This window comes from Lysinibacillus fusiformis (assembly GCF_003049525.1).
GTDB lineage: Bacteria > Bacillota > Bacilli > Bacillales_A > Planococcaceae > Lysinibacillus > Lysinibacillus fusiformis.
This window is the reverse complement of record NZ_PYWL01000004.1, coordinates 262,294-279,976: the sequence shown is the minus strand read 5'-3', so window position 1 is coordinate 279,976 and position 17,683 is coordinate 262,294. Positions and strand designations below refer to the sequence as shown.

General features: G+C 35.3%; 15 protein-coding genes. 3 read left to right on the top strand and 12 right to left on the bottom strand.

Features of this window, described 5'->3' with window-relative positions:
- Positions 1-2: 2 nt before the first annotated feature.
- The 6 genes from C9J29_RS12595 to allC form a co-directional block, all read right to left on the bottom strand.
- Complete coding sequence (locus C9J29_RS12595) at positions 3-773, bottom strand: oxamate carbamoyltransferase subunit AllH family protein (protein WP_008177542.1); 771 nt, start codon at positions 771-773, stop codon at positions 3-5.
- A complete protein-coding gene (locus tag C9J29_RS12590; protein WP_090001485.1) occupies positions 770-2,035 on the bottom strand; it encodes a YlbE family protein in 1,266 nt (421 codons plus the stop codon). Before C9J29_RS12590 ends, C9J29_RS12595 begins: the two co-directional genes overlap by 4 nt.
- Positions 2,035-3,789: an acyl-CoA synthetase FdrA gene (locus C9J29_RS12585; protein WP_008177546.1), complete on the bottom strand. Its 1,755-nt coding sequence runs from the start codon at positions 3,787-3,789 to the stop codon at positions 2,035-2,037. The genes C9J29_RS12590 and C9J29_RS12585 overlap by 1 nt, the downstream gene beginning before the upstream one ends.
- 17 nt (positions 3,790-3,806) lie before the next feature.
- A complete protein-coding gene (gene allD, locus C9J29_RS12580; RefSeq protein WP_008177548.1) occupies positions 3,807-4,856 on the bottom strand; it encodes an ureidoglycolate dehydrogenase in 1,050 nt (349 codons plus the stop codon).
- A gap of 132 nt (positions 4,857-4,988) precedes the next feature.
- Entirely contained in the window at positions 4,989-5,777 is a 789-nt protein-coding gene (allE, locus tag C9J29_RS12575; protein WP_107922264.1) for a (S)-ureidoglycine aminohydrolase, read from the bottom strand.
- A gap of 43 nt (positions 5,778-5,820) precedes the next feature.
- Positions 5,821-7,050: an allantoate deiminase gene (allC, locus tag C9J29_RS12570; protein WP_090001487.1), complete on the bottom strand. Its 1,230-nt coding sequence runs from the start codon at positions 7,048-7,050 to the stop codon at positions 5,821-5,823.
- A gap of 799 nt (positions 7,051-7,849) precedes the next feature.
- Here allC and C9J29_RS12565 point away from each other — a divergent pair.
- Positions 7,850-9,463 (top strand): PucR family transcriptional regulator, encoded by a 1,614-nt coding sequence (locus C9J29_RS12565; RefSeq protein WP_107922263.1) that lies wholly within the window; start codon positions 7,850-7,852, stop codon positions 9,461-9,463.
- A 231-nt stretch (positions 9,464-9,694) separates the two neighbouring features.
- Here the strand turns inward: C9J29_RS12565 and C9J29_RS12560 are convergent, their stop codons facing one another.
- From C9J29_RS12560 to C9J29_RS24345, 4 genes are all read right to left on the bottom strand, one after another.
- Positions 9,695-10,948 (bottom strand): MFS transporter, encoded by a 1,254-nt coding sequence (locus C9J29_RS12560; RefSeq protein WP_107922262.1) that lies wholly within the window; start codon positions 10,946-10,948, stop codon positions 9,695-9,697.
- A gap of 461 nt (positions 10,949-11,409) precedes the next feature.
- On the bottom strand, positions 11,410-11,793 hold the full coding sequence (locus C9J29_RS12555) for a cupin domain-containing protein (RefSeq protein WP_107922261.1): 384 nt from the start codon (positions 11,791-11,793) through the stop codon (positions 11,410-11,412).
- Positions 11,794-11,858: 65 nt separating this feature from the next.
- Positions 11,859-12,818 carry a 2-hydroxyacid dehydrogenase gene (locus C9J29_RS12550; protein WP_107922260.1) on the bottom strand — a complete coding sequence of 320 codons (960 nt, stop codon included), beginning with the start codon at positions 12,816-12,818 and terminating at the stop codon, positions 11,859-11,861.
- A gap of 474 nt (positions 12,819-13,292) precedes the next feature.
- Positions 13,293-13,439, bottom strand: a complete 147-nt coding sequence (locus tag C9J29_RS24345; protein WP_170110034.1) for a hypothetical protein — start codon at positions 13,437-13,439, stop codon at positions 13,293-13,295.
- A gap of 331 nt (positions 13,440-13,770) precedes the next feature.
- On the opposite strand from C9J29_RS24345, the gene C9J29_RS12545 reads away from it, so the two are divergent.
- Positions 13,771-14,679, top strand: a complete 909-nt coding sequence (locus C9J29_RS12545) for a C40 family peptidase (RefSeq protein ID WP_090001490.1) — start codon at positions 13,771-13,773, stop codon at positions 14,677-14,679.
- An 87-nt stretch (positions 14,680-14,766) separates the two neighbouring features.
- On the opposite strand, the gene C9J29_RS12540 is transcribed toward C9J29_RS12545, so the two are convergent.
- Positions 14,767-16,197, bottom strand: a complete 1,431-nt coding sequence (locus C9J29_RS12540; RefSeq protein ID WP_090001492.1) for a DHA2 family efflux MFS transporter permease subunit — start codon at positions 16,195-16,197, stop codon at positions 14,767-14,769.
- A 168-nt stretch (positions 16,198-16,365) separates the two neighbouring features.
- Between C9J29_RS12540 and C9J29_RS12535 the strand changes: the two genes are divergently transcribed.
- Positions 16,366-16,908: a TetR/AcrR family transcriptional regulator gene (locus C9J29_RS12535; RefSeq protein ID WP_089986525.1), complete on the top strand. Its 543-nt coding sequence runs from the start codon at positions 16,366-16,368 to the stop codon at positions 16,906-16,908.
- A 138-nt stretch (positions 16,909-17,046) separates the two neighbouring features.
- On the opposite strand, the gene C9J29_RS12530 is transcribed toward C9J29_RS12535, so the two are convergent.
- On the bottom strand, positions 17,047-17,586 hold the full coding sequence (locus C9J29_RS12530) for a GNAT family N-acetyltransferase (protein ID WP_107922259.1): 540 nt from the start codon (positions 17,584-17,586) through the stop codon (positions 17,047-17,049).
- Positions 17,587-17,683 lie beyond the last annotated feature (97 nt).

The following is a 17,683-nucleotide window of genomic DNA, read 5'->3' as shown; positions in this document are numbered from 1 at the left end:
TTTCACTCCTTAGTTAATGACAAGTAGATGCCATATAACGTATCCATTCCAGAAGATGATCCTACTTCTATAAGCCTGTTCATGCTTTCTAAAGATGGATCATGTTGCAATGCTGTAATCTTCGAACTAAATACACCGTCTATAGCACAGGTTAAGAAACGCTTACTGACAATGGTTGTTAAAGGTTCCTTGATAAGTGCTTTTAGTGTTTCTAGATGCTTATGTTCGATAAAATTTTTAATAAAATGTCCGTACAATATGCCGACTAGTATATCATCACCTGTTGGCGTTAAACCATGTCCACGCCCAATAAAATAACGGAATGTCTTGTCAAGATTTTGCGTTGGATCTTGTAAACGATTAATCAAGGATAATACACGTGCTCGTTCAAAATCTGATGATTCATAGGATGTAAAGGAAATGTATTGAAAATTTTCTTTCAATTTATTTATATTTGCATGTTCAAAATCCATATCTAACGGTATTATTTTTACATTAAACACCATTTGGAAGCGATTATGAAAAAGACGATTATTGCGAAACATTAATGTATCGCCTACCTTAATATTGGTCTTTACAGTTTGTCGCGTTTGAGGATCAAGTAAGATCCCAAACGGAAATGTCCCATTTTCATCTGTACCAACAAATATCAATTCGCCATCTTGATCAACCATATTTAAACCTTTTTCAAACATACTGTGCACGGTAAAGGTTTTTTCATCATTCAATAATTGAAGTGCGATTGAACCAACCGCACTTGCTTGTAAAATCATCCTTTAAATCCTAGCTTTTGAGCATATGCTGTGATAGCTTTCTCAAAACATTCGATTGGCGGATGTACTGTACCGGCACCAATTTGTCCGTACCCCGCAATTTTATGGGCAATACCAGTGTTGATAACTGGTGTGATCCCTGTTTCAACAACTTTCCGTGCATCGATACCTAAACATGCGCCTTTAAAGTCCCAAGTTGGGATGACAAAGTTCGGGTTTTCGCTAATACAGATTTCTGTCATTTGATTACTTGTTTCAAGTGCATCATTAAATCCACCCGAACCAACAAAGCGTGTTACTGCAGGTGCTGCAATCATCGCCATACCTCCGACACCGATTGTTTCTGTAATCGCTGAATCACCGATATCTGTGTTAGCATCTTCTGCTGAGTAACCAGTGAAATATAATCCTTGCGGGGTATTCACAGGACCAGTAAACCATTCGTCTCCCATACCAGCAATACGGATACCAAAGTTTTCACCGTTTCGGCACATTGCGGTAACGACTGTACCGTGTTCGATTGTACGTGCAGCATCCATCATCGCTTTGCCAGTTGCCATAGCAATATTTAAGAAAAATTGGTCTGTGTCAGCTAAGAATTGGATTACTTCTGTACGTTGATCTTTTTCAACGTCATCTAATGAAGAAATGATTGGAGATAGTTCTTTTAAAAATGCAAGTGAAGCTGCAATATTACGCTGGTGGAACTCATCACCCATTGCAATAGCTTTAGCAATCAATACGTTGACGTTCAAGCCTCCATCAAGTGTTTTTAGGGCTTTACTTAATACGGGACCTAATACATCTTTCATCCAGTGTAAACGATTGATGACTTGCTCATTATAAGCGCCGAAGCGTAATACGGCACCAATCCCTTCGTTCATTTGACAATACGCTTCGTTACCACTCTCCTTGTTAATAACAACAAGGACTGGCATGTTAGGTGAAGTAATACCACCCATTGGTCCAACTGCATTTACATGGTGACATGGAATGAATTTGATTTGATTGTTTTCAAGTAATTCTCGTGCATTCTTTTCGTCTTCTGCCCATCCTTCAAAAAGGATTGCGCCAACACAGGAACCTTGCATAGGATCTGTCATGTTTTCATATTTAATTGGAGGTCCAGCATGTAATAACACGTACTCTTCTAATTCAGGAATCACAGATTTAGCAGGTACAACATCCGTTAAAAATGGTGCCGCTGCTATGATCTTCTGGATAACGGCTTCGTTCGCTTCATTTATTGTTTTGTATCCCATTAGATTGTACCTCCTTCATAATAGTTTAAGAATTGAAGTACTTTCATTAACTTCTCATCGCCACCAGCAATTGGGCGCCAGTTAAATTGAACACACTCTGAGCCACTGTTTTGAACAGCTTCCGTAAAGCTTTTTAGTCCAATATTGATAACGCTTGGTTTCATATTGATAAAGGACATAATTTTCTCATCCACTACTAAGCTTTCTTCTGTATAGTTAAATTTTTGTACATCAGTAATTGGTTGTTCCACTTTACCGCCTACAAGTTGGATAGCTGTGCGGACCATTTGATCGTTTGTCTTACAAATAATTGCACCACTCTCTTTTAAAATGGCAATTTGTTTATCGTACCCTTGAATGTCCTGTGCTGTACCTACAACCGTTGCAAGCACTGCAAGTTGACGACCTTGTTGACGTGCACTATCCAAAATACGTTTGATTGTTGGTGCTAGTTCACTAGCCATATCTTCATGACCACCGTTACCGATCACGTTATCAATCATAATGACTGCAGTTTCAGGGTCGTTCATAGATTTTTCAAGCATTTCGATACGTTTTTCAGGGTCAATCATTGGATGTGGTTTACCTTTTGTATAAACATCATCACCTAAATCAATGATTTCATGAGTGTTTGTTTTTAAAACATAGCTTTCGCTTTTCTCTTCAGTCATTGTATCTTTAAAAGCATCTCTCACTAGCATAGCCGCCTCAGATGCCAAAGTACCGCCCGAATAATAACCTTTAATACCAACTTGTGATTCTTTTAATACAACGTTTACATCGGCTGTTGTTGGTTCAAAATTCGGTTTGTCACCATTTGATAATTGGACAGCTACAACTGCTGCTTCTTCAAGTGTGTAAGCATGATAGATATTCTCTTCTTGATACGAAGGTTTGTCACCTAAAAATAGCGTAACAACTGGTTTATCAATATTTCTTAATAAATTTAATACTTTGCGTTGTACTTCCTCTGCAGGTGGTTTGGAGATCACTGTAATTACTTTTACTTTCGGATCTTGATTTAACGCTTTGATGCTATCTAACATCGTGATGGCACCAACTTCCGTCGATAAATCACGTCCACCTGTACCAAGAGCGTTTGTAACACCTTTACCAAAACGGTCAATAATTGTTGTTACTTCTTGGATCCCTGTACCTGATGCCCCAACAATACCGATATCACCTTCGTTTACGTTATTGGTAAAAGCAAGAGGGACGCCGTGAATAAGTGCCGTACCGCAGTCTGGACCCATCACTAATAAACCTTTTTCATGCGCTTTTTGTTTCAGTTTCACTTCGTCTTCTTTTGAAACATTGTCACTAAACATGAATACATGTAAACCTTCGTTCAATGCGTTTTCCGCTTCCATTGCAGCATATTGACCAGGAATTGAAATTAATGCTAAATTTGGATTGTTCGCAAGCTCCATTGCACGTTTCCAGTTATGAGCTTCTTGACCTTTAGACGTATTTTGTGAATCTGAATCACCTTTTAAAGCGATCTCTACTTCTTCTTTCACTTCGTCTACTTTTTCTTCTTGATCTGTATCTACAACGATGACGATATCATTTGGCTTTGCTTTTTCTAATTCATCCGTGCCTAAGCCAGAAGATTTAAAAATGTCTTTGTTCGCTGGTGTTCCCATCATGATCGAAACTTTGTTTACACCATCAATTGCAGACAACTTGTTGGATAAAAGCATTAACACGATGGAGTCTTTATAAGTGTTTTCTTTTATAATTGTGTATAACATGATGATCCTCCAATTTATTATTCTGCAAATCTATTTTTTCCATGATAACGATCGTAATGAACGTCGTCTGACACAAGATAGTTGTAAATGTCGTCTACGATTTCAATACCTTCCTTATCATATTCTTTACTTCTTAATACACCGCGTTCACCTGGATAATAAATTTCTCCATAGCCCTCTGCCGCTGGCTGTGTTTTTAATTCATTGAGCATTGTTGTAATTTGTAGCTTGAAAGCATTCAAATCTGTGAAATAAGCAGGGTTAATGACGATATGAATTTGACCTAAATCGCGTCCTTTAGTTAAGTCTTGATACATAGAAGACACATGTATACCATGTGGGACTCCTAGAAGACTACCTGATAAAATATCTACCATCATCATCAAGCCGTATCCTTTTGGACCTGCAATTGGCACGAGTGCATGAACATCTCTTGCATTCGTCGTAGGTGCACCAGTAGCATCCACAGCCCATGTATCTGGGATCGATGCATTTTTACTTCTTGCATCTAAGATTTTGCCCCATGCTTGGACAGTAGTCGCCATATCAAATGTAATGATGCGGTCATCAGCAGACGGTGCACTATAAGCAATTGGGTTTGTCCCAAAATAAGGTTCAGTTCCGCCAAACGGTACGACCATTGGATCTGATTGACACATACTTAGAGCAACCATATCTTGCTCTGCTGCCATTTCAACAAAGTAACCTAATGCACCACTATGTGAGATATTTTTCATACCAACAACGGCAACACCTGATTTTTTAGCCATTTCAATCGCTTTTTCCATCGCTTGTTTTGCTATTTGGTGACCTGGACCATTATCCCCATTAAAGACCGCAGATGCTGGTCCTGTTTGTTCAAATGTATAGTTTGGATTGGTTGTAATACCGCCTTTTGCAATCCGTTCAGAATAGTATTCAACACGTACAGCCCCATGTGAGTGAATACCTCTATAATCAGCGTATGTTAATACGTCTGCAACATCATGTGCCGCTCCTTCATTTAATCCCGCTTTCATAAACTTTTGTTTCATTAGATTAAAAAGTTCTTCTTTAGATACACGCATCTTGTTTACTCCTCATTTAATTAATATTTTGTTTCAGATTCTAAATAATCTAGAATTTTTTTAAGAAATTCTTTTGTAACTAAGATGCCTAATTTATCTTTGGATAGCTATCGGAGATAATATACTCCCTTTTTATAAATCAATATCTCTGTTTGCATCTTTAGAATAAATGTATGAGAATGGTTCATCTAAACCAATTGCATAGGTTGCTTGCGGTACATAAGCGCCCATAAAAATATAATCACCTTTATCAACCGGCATCCATTCATTGTCTAAGTTGTACATGCCTCGCCCACTTAAAACATAAGCGCCGTGTTCTTGAACGTGTGTTTCAATGTAACCATGTGAAGCACCTGGTTTGAATGAAAGAATATGAATGTTCATGTCATATCCAATTTCTTTTGGTAATAAGTCTTGAATTAATACTTCTTTCATACCTTCATATGCCTCTTGTTCGATGTCGTTCACATTACCTGTAACGACTTCTGGTGTATATCCTTTAAGAGGTTGATAACGTTTTTTATATAAGAATAAGCGGCTATCCTCACCGTTATTATTATTTTCAAAAGTTAACTGTAAGTGTGGAGGCACATATAAATACCCACCTTCTGTTAATTCGTATCGCTTACCATCTGCAAACGCATTGATTTTGCCATAAACGACGTATACAAAAGATTGAATACCATCACCAGCGAAACCAGTTTTGTTTCCACCTTGGTTTTTTACAGTTACTAAGTAATCTACAAATCTTGCACCTAAACGCGGGGATCCTAAGATTGTTACGTCACAATCTTTGAAACCAGGTACAACATTATTAACTAGACCATCCGGTGTAATTACCGCATAATTGTCTTTTTTAATGACTGAACGTGTTTCTAATAAACTTTCTCTGTATCCTTGAACTTGATTTATGTAACCCATAAGTATCTGGCTCCTTTTTCATTATTTTTATTCTTTATAATTTTTATTCTTTATATGCTAGTTCATAAAGTACATCACTTAATACTTCAATACCTTTAACAAGGTCTTCTATCTTAGTCTCTTCACTAATGTTGTGACTAATTCCACCAATAGAAGGTACAAACAACATCGCCGTTGGTACATATTGAGCAAAGATTTGTGAGTCATGTCCTGCACCAGATGGCATCACTTTATATTGATTCCCTACATTGCTCTTTGCTGCTTGTTCTATGATTTGAACGATTTTTTTGTCCATCAATGTTGGTGCCTCATCCATCCATAAATGAATGTCGTAAGTCATGCTATTTGCTTCAGCGACTAATCTAATTTTGTCTTCGATTTCTGCTGCAAAATCATTTAATATTTGCTGATCAATATGACGACAGTCTACTGAGAATGTAATTTCACCAGGAACTACATTTACTGTGTTTGGTACAAGTGTGATATGACCGAACGTTAATACAAGTGGTTCCCCTATTTCTCTAGCACGTTTTGTTAAATCTGAGACAATTTCACTATAGGCAACAACTGTATCGCGACGTAATGACATTGGCGTAGTACCAGCGTGGTTTGCTTCCCCTTTTAAGTTGATCGTGAAGCGTTTTTGACCAACAATGCCATTAACAACACCGATTGTTTTGTTTTCTGTCTCTAACACTTTACCTTGTTCAATATGAATTTCAACAAATGCTTTGATGTCATTACGAACGTCAGTAGTTTTACGATAATCGAAGCCTGATTTACGCATCGCGTCTTCGAACTTAATGCCCTCAGCATCTGCAATTGTGTCAACATCCGATTTTTTAGCTAAGTTAAAGAAGTTTTTGCTACCCCAGAATGTGTAAGGGAACCGACTACCTTCTTCTTCTGCAAGGGATAATACTTCTAATGAGCGTAGTGGTTGGCCATGTTTAGCTTTTAAATATTTCACAGCCGCTAGTGCTGCTAAGATACCGAATTGGCCATCTAGATGACCACCTTCCACTACTGTGTCGATATGTGATCCTGTTAAAATGGTTTCTTCCGGATATTTACTGCCAACAAGACGCCCAGTTAAGTTCCCGATATCGTCAAAGCTTGCTTCTAACCCTTCTTCTTTGAATGCTTTTTCCAGTTCTCGAACTGCATCATTCCATTCTTGAGAATATAAAAGTCGTGTAATTCCACCTTGTTCTAAGCCACCAAAACCTGTGAATTTCTTATCTAACGATTCAAAAGTTGATTGAATATCCATACCTCTTTCACTCCTTCCTTCTTCACATTTATTATAGGTCCTACCCCATAACCATTCATTGACACAATAAACAATAATGGATGGTCTTTTTATGCACTTTAGACAAACAAATTTTGATAAGGAGCAACTAGCTCGATGTAAAAAAGAACGTAGCTATCGATTATGGAAAGGGTTTAAGGAGGCTTGTGAGTAAAGTAAATGATCAATTCTATCTTACTAAAAAACAAAAACCACATAGTAAATCTATGTAAACAATTAGATTTTCCATGTGGTATACCTTATTAAAATGATTAAAAGATAAACAATAGCCCGAGTGTCATGATACAAGTAGGTGAAAAATATTTGACTCATTCCCGATTTGATTAACGGCTGCTGCTGCATCAATCCCTTTTAATTTAAAGATTATTAAACTAAGTAGAAATAGGAGTACAGGAAGAAAGGCTATGATGCCACTCACTATTTTGGTTCCAAGTGGTTTGTATGGTTGATCTCACATTGTTGTCACTTCTTTCTAACATAGCTATTCCTAACAGAGTTTAGTTGTGCAAAGGTGAACTTCTTTGTTCAAGTTACTTTAGCATGCTATCCTTGCTGTAATCCGATTTTCAAAAACAAAGCATCACGGAGAATTCTGACCTAGTTCAAGCATAGGATTCTCTTTTACTATTTCGAAATAAAGAATTATACGTATAATAACATTCAAAAATAGTATACAATCAGAGTGATCGGTTATCCTTGTAGCATTTTACATAAATTCATATTTTGGATTTTTCTAACAAATATAAAGGAGATGATTCTTATGACAACATTAAAAGAAATCATGTCTGTCCAACAATTTTCTGATTTAACATTATTAAATGATGAGGGAAATTTAGAAAGAGAAGTAGAAATGGTCGATATTACAGAAACGCCTGATATTAAAAATTTCACAGCCCCTCATTCATTTATCGTCACTACGGGTATGTGTTATCAACACGACCAATCCGGATTAAAGGATCTCATTCGAGAATTAAATGATATACAAGTTGCTGGCATAGGCGTTAAATTATCGCGCTTTTTAGAAAAAATTGATGATGAAGTAATAGAATATGCAAACAAGTTAAAATTCCCCATTATTAGAATCCCGGATAGTTGGAATCTCGGATCCATTACGCATCATATATCATCCTATATCTTGGATGAAGAAACTGAAAAGTTATATTTTGCATTAGATATCCAACAAGAATTAAATAAAATGCTTATGAGAGGTTTGAGCTTGGATATGATGATTGAACGAATGAGCAGACTCCTTAGAGTCCCTGTGATGCTCTTAAATCCTTTTCATCAAATTAAATCGATGAGCCATCACTTCCAAGAACACTCAGAACAAATTCAGAAAAATCTTAGTTATTTTAAAAGATGTGTGAATTCCAAGCAAATTTCACCTAATAATAAAGCGTCTTTCCAAGAAGAACATATTATATTTGAAGTTCCAGCATTTAAATATTTTCCGTATTATTTGATGGTTTCAAATGTTAATACACTCACTTATCCATTTAGTTTGCTTGCCATAGAACAAGCTGTAAATACACTCAGTCTTGCCATTTATAAAAATAGTAAAATCAAAGAAGCGGAACAACAAGATGTAAACCGATTTTTCGAAACATTGATGTCTGAACATCCTGATAATCTTATTTCAGTCAAACAGCACCCTGAGTTTTTAAAAAAGCACCTTATTCAACCATCCAATTTCTATCAAGTGATCGTTTGTGCGATTGATCAAGAAAGGGATGTGGAAAATAATATCTATTTGAATGAGCGCTATCAAATGACTTTTGAATGGCTAACACATAAATTTACTGACATTGATCCTGCTATCAGTGTGTATAGGTCTCCAGGTAATCATCGATTTACGATTCTATTACAAACTAAACATCAATATTATTTAGATTACTGCAAATATATCCAAAAAGAGTATCAAAAAATTTTTAATAGCACAATGTCATTCGGTATTGGTAATGAAGTTACTGAATTCTCACAGTTACCACTCTCTTATTTTGAAGCGAATGAAGCTTTTGATCATAAGTCTGAAAATAGTAAAGTTGAATTTATAGAACTCTATAAATCTAAAAGTGTAGAAGAATTGTTACAACTCATTCCAGCCAATAAATTAAAACCGTTTATCACGTATACACTAGGTTCATTAGCCTATCCGAAAACGACCAAAGAAAAAGAATTAAAACATACATTGAAAATCTATTTGGCGAATCATTGTGATCTGACAAAGACGTCTGAAGATATATTTATTCATCGGAATACGGTAAAATATCGTATTAAAAAATGTGAAGAGATTTTAGGTCAGTCTATCGAATCGCCTGATATTTCATTGGATCTACGATTAGCATTATTTGCTTCAGAAAAAGTAAATTTTTAAAATCAATAATCCCGCCAAAAAGCTGTGATGGATGCTTTTTAGCGGGATTTCTTTTTGCCTATTTTACCGGAACACTTGCTTCCCCACCTCAATTATGAGTATGCAAATATAGTAGCTCCTACTCACAGAATTAGCTTCTTCACGGGAAGACCTCTCTGCCTTTGGGCAGTAAAAACAAAACTACCTATCAGCGGGAGATGTATTAATCCTCCACTGATAGGTAGTTTTACTTTATTCATTAGTTAGGGGTTTGATTGCTTTCTTCTCTTTCAACATCACGACAAGGAAGAATAAAATCGCTGCTGCTGCAAGTAGTATTGCTGCAATATAGAATGCTAATACTTTCGAACCTGTGAGATCACCAATATAACCTGTAAGAGTTGGCGCAATAACTGATGAAGTCATTCCAAAGAAGTTAAAGATACCTAGTGCTTTGGCCATGCTGTTGGAAGGTACTGAATCCGTTACATATGTGATTAAAACTGGATCAATGGCAAGTTTACCTAATAAACCGTATAAAACTAATGCTGCATAAAGGACAGAAGGGTTAGGTGCAAATACAGTTAAACTAATGGTTACGGCTGCACCAATTAACAAGAAGATAATTAATTTCTGACGCATATGTGCATTTTTGTCAATATACTTAGAAAATATCAATGCACCAGGTACTGCTGTGACTGCAACTAGAGCAGCTACATATCCTACTGAACCTTGTTCAAATCCTTTTTCTGCGACTAGGAATGATGGTAACCATGTCACAATCATGTAATAACCATAACATGTTGCAAAATAGACGAAATAAATAATTAATTTTTTTACAGAGAATAATTCTACGCCTTGAGATACAGTGTCTTGTGTTGTTTTCTCATCTTCAGATGTTTCATTTGTTGCTGTTTTTTTGTCTTGTTTAACAAATAACGCAAACACAATTGTTACAGCTACTATTAAGACTGCTATAATATAAAGCATGTAATTCCATTGGATTTCAAGGCCAGCTACTAATACAGATGAGCCTACTAGACCAATAACCATCCCTAATGCCGAACCACTGTTGATGATCGCATTGGAAAAGCTTTTCTTATCTTTTGGCATATATTTAGCTGATAAAGAGAAAGCCGCACCATAGTATGAACCAGTCGAAAGACCTGCCATTAAGGCACCTACATAAACTTGATTGATTGTCGTGCTTGATCCAATGACGAATGCTGCTAATGCAAAAACGATAAATGCAGGGATTAATACTCGTTTTTGTCCAAATTTATCAACGAGTATTCCTGATGGAATTTGCATACCAGTATAGGCAAAGAAATAAATAGAAGCAATAAGTCCTACTTGAGTATCGCTAATATTACCAAGCGATTCTTGAATTTGTGGATATATTGGTGTAAGTATTGTACGATATATCCAAATAGCTACCCAACCTAAACACAGTGCAAAAATGATTTTTTTGTAATAATTCGGGTCATTCTTAACTGTTTGTCCCATAATATGACACTCCCATTTTTCTTTTTTTGTACTTATGTAGTGCTTAATTTAATTTTAGGTTATGATTCCGTAAATAACATTGTTCACTTTCGACAAAAACAGAACTAGCATTGCACATATCAGACAAAAGCCTATGTTTGAACTGTTTATAAAAGCATGACTTATGACATTCTCATTTGCCGATCCATGCTCAGTGCTTTTGTACCTTTGCAAACTCTCCTCATAATAAGGAAGACTCGAATAAACAAAAATAAGCCCGACTACCCTATAGGTAATCGGACCAATCGCCATCTACGTGGAAACACCTTTGCTCAAATCCTATTTTGTAAAATAAAATTTTACTCAGGTGTGACAATCCTTTGTGATCGCACGAAAGATTCCTCCGTAGTAGATAATGCATCTACAAGGAGGAATCTTTTTTTACTATGAAAATTAGTTAATCAACAGACGTGATAGTTAACTTAATGATGTTTATGCGCTATAAAGCCGATCGGTGTCGGACCTGCAAACCCTAACATGACGAAATCTCTACTAGAATTATTAGTCATTCCGTGCTTTTCACCCGCACGTGAAACTACAACATCCCCAGCTTTAATTTGAACCATTTTACCGCATTCTGGATAATAATCTGCTGTCCCTTCAATAACAACCCAAATATCATCAGCTTTCTCGTGTGAGTGAAGTGGCAAAGTTTGTCCTGGTCGCATACACCATATAGCTCCAACAGTATTAGGTGTTTCATAAAAAATATGTTTTGTCGCTTCTTCTTCTCTAAACTTTTGAATATCAGGCCAATGGAAAATACGATTTTTTAAATCTTCTCTTGCTAATTGTTTTAATGTCATTGTATTTTCTCCTTGTTTCGAATTTCAAACTATACCCACGTTATTTAGCGTTTATCAGAAAATGATTATCTGCGAATAATATTTTGAGGTTTTCCTTCTAAGAATGCCATTGTGTTATCAAATGCAATTTTAGCCCGTAATTCCATTGCCTCATTCGTTAGGAAGCCTACATGAGGTGTTAAAATCGCATTTTTGGCTTGTAATAGTTTATAGTCCCCAGGAATAGGCGGTTCCATATCAAATACGTCTATACCCGCTCCTGCAATTCGCCCTTCATTTAATGCATCTGCTAATGCATCATTATCAACAATTGGGCCTCGTGCACAGTTGATTAAAATAGCTGATTCCTTCATTAATTCTAATTTTTCTTTAGAGATTAATCCTTTTGTGCTCGAAAGTAGTGGTATATGTAATGACACAATATCAGATTGTGCTAATAACTCATCTAATTCCATGTATTCGATACCCAAAACTTCAGCATCCGGATTTCTTCTAGATTGGTCTGAAGCTACTATTTTTGCGCCAAATGCTTTAAACAAACGCGCAGTCATCATACCAATTTTACCTGTACCAATCAGACCAACTGTTTTTCCTTTAATTTCACTACCTTGGAATGCTCCTGGGAAATTATCGGCATGGATATCTTTATTACCCTGAGTGATATGACGATACACATCTAACACTAAACCAATTGTTAATTCAGCAACTGCTTGATTCGCATATCCAGCTGCATTACATATCATAACATCTTGGTTTCTCGCTTGTCCGATACCTACATGATCTACACCTGTAAAGGCTACATTTATTAATTTTAAATTGGCATTTTGATCAATTACTTCTGTAGGATAAGGATTATTAGCAATCATAATTACATCTGCACCTTCACTACGTCTTGCTAATTCTGCACGATCCGTTGTTTTCTCGTTGTAATAAACAAATTCATGACCAGCCTGTTTGATCGGCTCCGCTAATTTTTCAATGATCGAATCTGAGACATTTAATGGTTCTAATAATTTGACTAACATTTCAATCAATTCCTTCCTATTGTTTTTGAATACGTCTGTTGATTAACTAGTTTCCATAGATTTATAGAAGAGAGATACATTTCTTCAAACTGTTATTTCACAGTAAGAAGAGGAAAATTTTTTTTGAACATTTTGCACAAAAAAAGCAGATACTTTCGTTTTCAATCACTTCCTTTTTTATTTTTTATTATGTTAATTGCTTAATTTCATTGTAGGATAGGAGCCTTTAAATAACATTGTTCACTTTAAACAAAAACAGAATCGACATTACATGTTTTTGACTAAAGCTACTATTTAAAATAACTAGAAATACGCTTTATCTAAATGAGGATTACTTTCCCTTTCTGCTCTCTGCACAAAAAAATCAGCCCTGGTAATCCTAAGATGATCGGACTGATTCGATCTATATATGGATGCTAAAGTTGCGATGAAATCAATATAACTCTCTTTAACTTTGCCTTTCAAATGAATAAGTTAATATGTAGCCTTGATCAAACCTATTAAGTTTGAATAGTTATTATCTATTGCAAATTCTTCACCTAAGATGGCACATTTGCCGCTGGGCAATAATCTTACTAAGAATACTTTTGTTGATAGCCTTAAGCAAGCTAAATTGACCATAATTCCATGCCCTCCTATTTTTATAACGATGATTCATTATTACATCTCAACTTTTTATATTATTCTAGCAAGAGATATTAATTATCGAATGCATCCACATTTAGCATAAATATAATTAATAGCTCTTATATCCCTTAATATCCAATTAATTCATATATTTTTAGTAAAATTGACCATAATTATTGCAGATACATTACACAATTAAAAATAACATGTCAGAATCATAGGAAAGTGTTAATCAGTAATATTATTGAAAAATAACTCCTAACCGTTTCGTGATATTCTTACTTTAGTTCAAAAGCGATGGCTTTTTGAAAGGGGTAAGGATTAATTGAAGAAAAAAATATTACTACCGATTTTTGCATCTTTTATGTTCTTTACAGGAATAGGTATTCACGATGCGCAAGCAGCTACATATACAGATATAACAAATACAGCAAAAGCATATATTGGGGCTCCTTATAAATATGGAGGTACAGATATTAAGACAGGTGTTGATTGTTCTGCCTATACACAATTAGTATTTTCTAAGTTAGGTATTTCATTAGAACGGACATCAAATGCTCAATATCAACAAGGTACTTCTATTGCTAAAGACAATTTAAAGACTGGCGATCTCGTATTTTTTAATACTTCGGGAAGCGGTGTTTCACACGTTGGCATTTACATAGGTGACAGCAATTTTATTTCGGCTACTACAAGTTCAGGGGTTAAAATTGATAAAATCAATGACCCCTATTATTGGGGATCTCGTTACGTGGGGGCAAAACGTGTTGCGAGCTTCTCTGATTATGGAGAGGTAAAAGATGCTGAAATAGACTTTACTATTTATTCATCACGTGGAGAAGTCGCTCTTAAATTAGCTAAGAAGCTACAATTAGATACTAGTCATACAAATTCAAGTTTTCCTGATGTAAAGCCAGGTTCTAAATATGCAGGTGCTGCTGAAGCCCTTAAAAAAATCGGTGTATTTACTGGTGATGAAAACGGGAAATTCAATCCAGGTTCACCTATTACACGCGGTCAATTATCAAAAGTGTTAGTAGAAGCATTCAACTTAAAACAACAGGGCGCAACAGAAAACTTTGTAGATGTTCCAGGATCACATTGGGCTAACAGCTATGTATCCATTCTTGCATCCAATAAAATTACGGTAGGTAAAGGTGATAATTTATTTGGTGTGAACGATAATGTGACAATCGAACATTTAGATGCATTTATCCAACGATTAACTCAATAACATGAAATGGCGTTTCACATAGATGAAACGCCATTTTTTTAAATTTCAAGCTCCCCTTCCCCCGCTCGACTCCATCGCAAAGCCTTCTTAACCGTTTTGTTGCATCATTTTTTTAGAGGGAACAAATAGCGTTAAAATAAATGCGATAATCGCTAAGATGGTCATGAAATAATAGGCATCACTGGAGCCTAAGATGGAAGCTAGTGTACGAACCATTTCAGCCGTAGCATTGGGTGTTTCTACAAGCAAGCTTTTCGCATGACTTGTCGTTTGTGCTGTAAAAATGGTAATGACCACAGCAGCTCCTATCGCACCCGAAATTTGACGCAACGTATTATTAACTGCGGTACCATGTGTGACAAGTGTTTTCGGCAAGGCATTTAAACCTGCTGTGTTCAAAGGCATCGTAATAAAACTCAAACCTATACGTAGGAAAATGGTACGGATCATTAAAAAAGTAAAAGATGTAGTTTCTGATAAATCTGTAACAATCCACATAGAAGGTATGATGAAAATTAAACCAATGATAAACAACGGCTTCGCTCCATAACGGTCATATATTTTTCCTGTAACAGGAGACATAAAGGCATTTACAAGTGCACCAGGTAATAATAATAAACCTGCGTCTAATGCCGTAAATCCTCTCCCATTTTGTAAATAGATTGGTAATAAAATCATATCCGCATACATCATCATTGTGACAATCATATTGATGATGGACGTTAACGTAAATACTTTATTTTGAAATACGGATAAATTTAGAAGCGGATCATTAGATTTTATTTGTCTTAAACAAAATGTCGCAATTGTTACGATCCCTACAGAGATCGTACTGATGACCACCTTATCATCCCAGCCATGGCTACCTGCATTACTAAATCCATATAAAATTAAACCAAAACCAATAGTTGATAATATAACACTCACTACGTCTAATTTTGTTTTGGCTGTTTCTGAGACATTTATCAAGTATTTTACGGCTAATAAAATGGTGATGATCACCAATGGAATAAGGCCGATAAATAACCAGCGCCATGAATAATAATCAATAATAAAGCCTGCTAATGTGGGGGCAATTGCTGGAGCAAAAATCATCGCAAGCCCTATTAACCCCATCATACTGCCTCTTTTTTCAGGTGGGAAAATAAACATGACGATACTCATTAGCAGTGGCATAATAATTCCTGCGCCAACTGCTTGAACCATACGCCCTATTAACAACATAGCGAAGTTCGGTGCCAATGCACAAAAAATCGAACCAATTAATAAAAATAGCATGGAGCTAATAAATAATTGGCGTGTAGAAAAACGTTTCATTAAGTATGCCGTAATGGGAACTAATACTCCGTTCACTAACATAAAGCCAGTAGATAACCACTGTACAGTTGTAGCTGAAACTGAAAATACTTCCATCAAATTACTCAACGCTACATTCAACAATGTTTGATTCAGTGTCGATAAAAAACAGCCTATAATTAAGACGGTTAACAACACTTTTTTATTGATGAATTCCGACATGCTAAAATTCCTCTTTCTACTTGTTTTATTAACACACTGTCAATAAAATAGATAATAACATTTTTATTTTTTGATGCCTATTTACAATTTTTCAAGAAGTGTTAATTAAACAACATATTTATAAAAACTATTAATAAAATAGAATTTAATAGATAAAGGAGAATAACATTGACGTCACAGAAGAAGCAAGATCCCCGAGCTATTCGGTCTAAACGAGTGTTTAAAGAAGCTGTAGTAGAAATTTTAATTGAAGATCCAGACATTACAAAACTAACCGTACAAAAAATAGCCCAGCGTGCTGAGCTAAATCGTGCTACCTTTTATTTGCATTTTATAGATATCAATGATTTATTAAAGCAAGTTGTGTACGATATTTTTGACGACCTGTCGTTGAAAATTTCTCCTACCTTACAAATCGACAATTTAAATAATCAAGAAAAATTAATGACCTTTTTAGATTATTTTTATAAGCATCGAAAAATTTTAGCTGTTCTTTTTGAACATCCTGGCTTCAAAAGAAAATTCCATAGAATGTTAAAAGACATGATTGTGATTAAGCGCGAAAGGGAATGTTTGGATCCGACAGAAGTAACACTATCTATGGATATACTCGCCTCGTCGGTACTAGGCATCATTATGTGGTGGCTCAAAGATGGCATTCATTTTAGTTCAGAGTATATCGCCAATCAAATGATTGCGTTATATCGATAATTTTTTTAAAACGATGTTTAAATTAAAAAAACGTTTGATCAATTAAATTGAACTCCAGTGATTACAAATAAAAGTCTTGTTACATCTGCTTAAGTAACAAGACTTTTAAAGTTGTTTTATTTTAGTAAGGGACTTAGCTTAATAAAGATAGCCTAATAAGTCTATTTTGCCATCTTCCCATTTTATATTACCTATTTCTTTAATCATAAGCTCATTAATTTTTTCATGCCCTATTCCATATGTTGATTGATTTTTATGGTCTATTTTTAACCATGTACACTCATTATTGACAGACTTGAATCCTGCATTTACGTATAATTTTTTGTTATCTGCAAACAAGAGTAAAAAATCAACTGACTTTCCTTTACAAAATTCATCTATCTTCGAGAGTAGCAATGAACCTATTCCCTGCGAACGCTGATTTTTTGATACACATAAGTCGATAATGCCAAGAACTCTAATAGGTTTCCCATTTAAATTCATTATTCTATAATCCAAGCCAACCTGACCAACAAGTTCATTTTTGTCATCCGTTGCTATGAATCTAAATTGAGGTAATTGCTTAAAGTAAATCCTTTCTTTTGGATAATCTTCAGTAAAGCATTCTGTTAATAAATATTGTAATTTGGCTCTTAATGAACCATTTATTTCGTAGTCATATATGGTTTCAATCTTCAAATTAATTTCTCCTTAGTTTATTGAGCTTTATGGCAAAAAACCTTCTATTCAATTACTTTTTAAAGTTTTAATTAGAAAACATCACTATCCATCCATG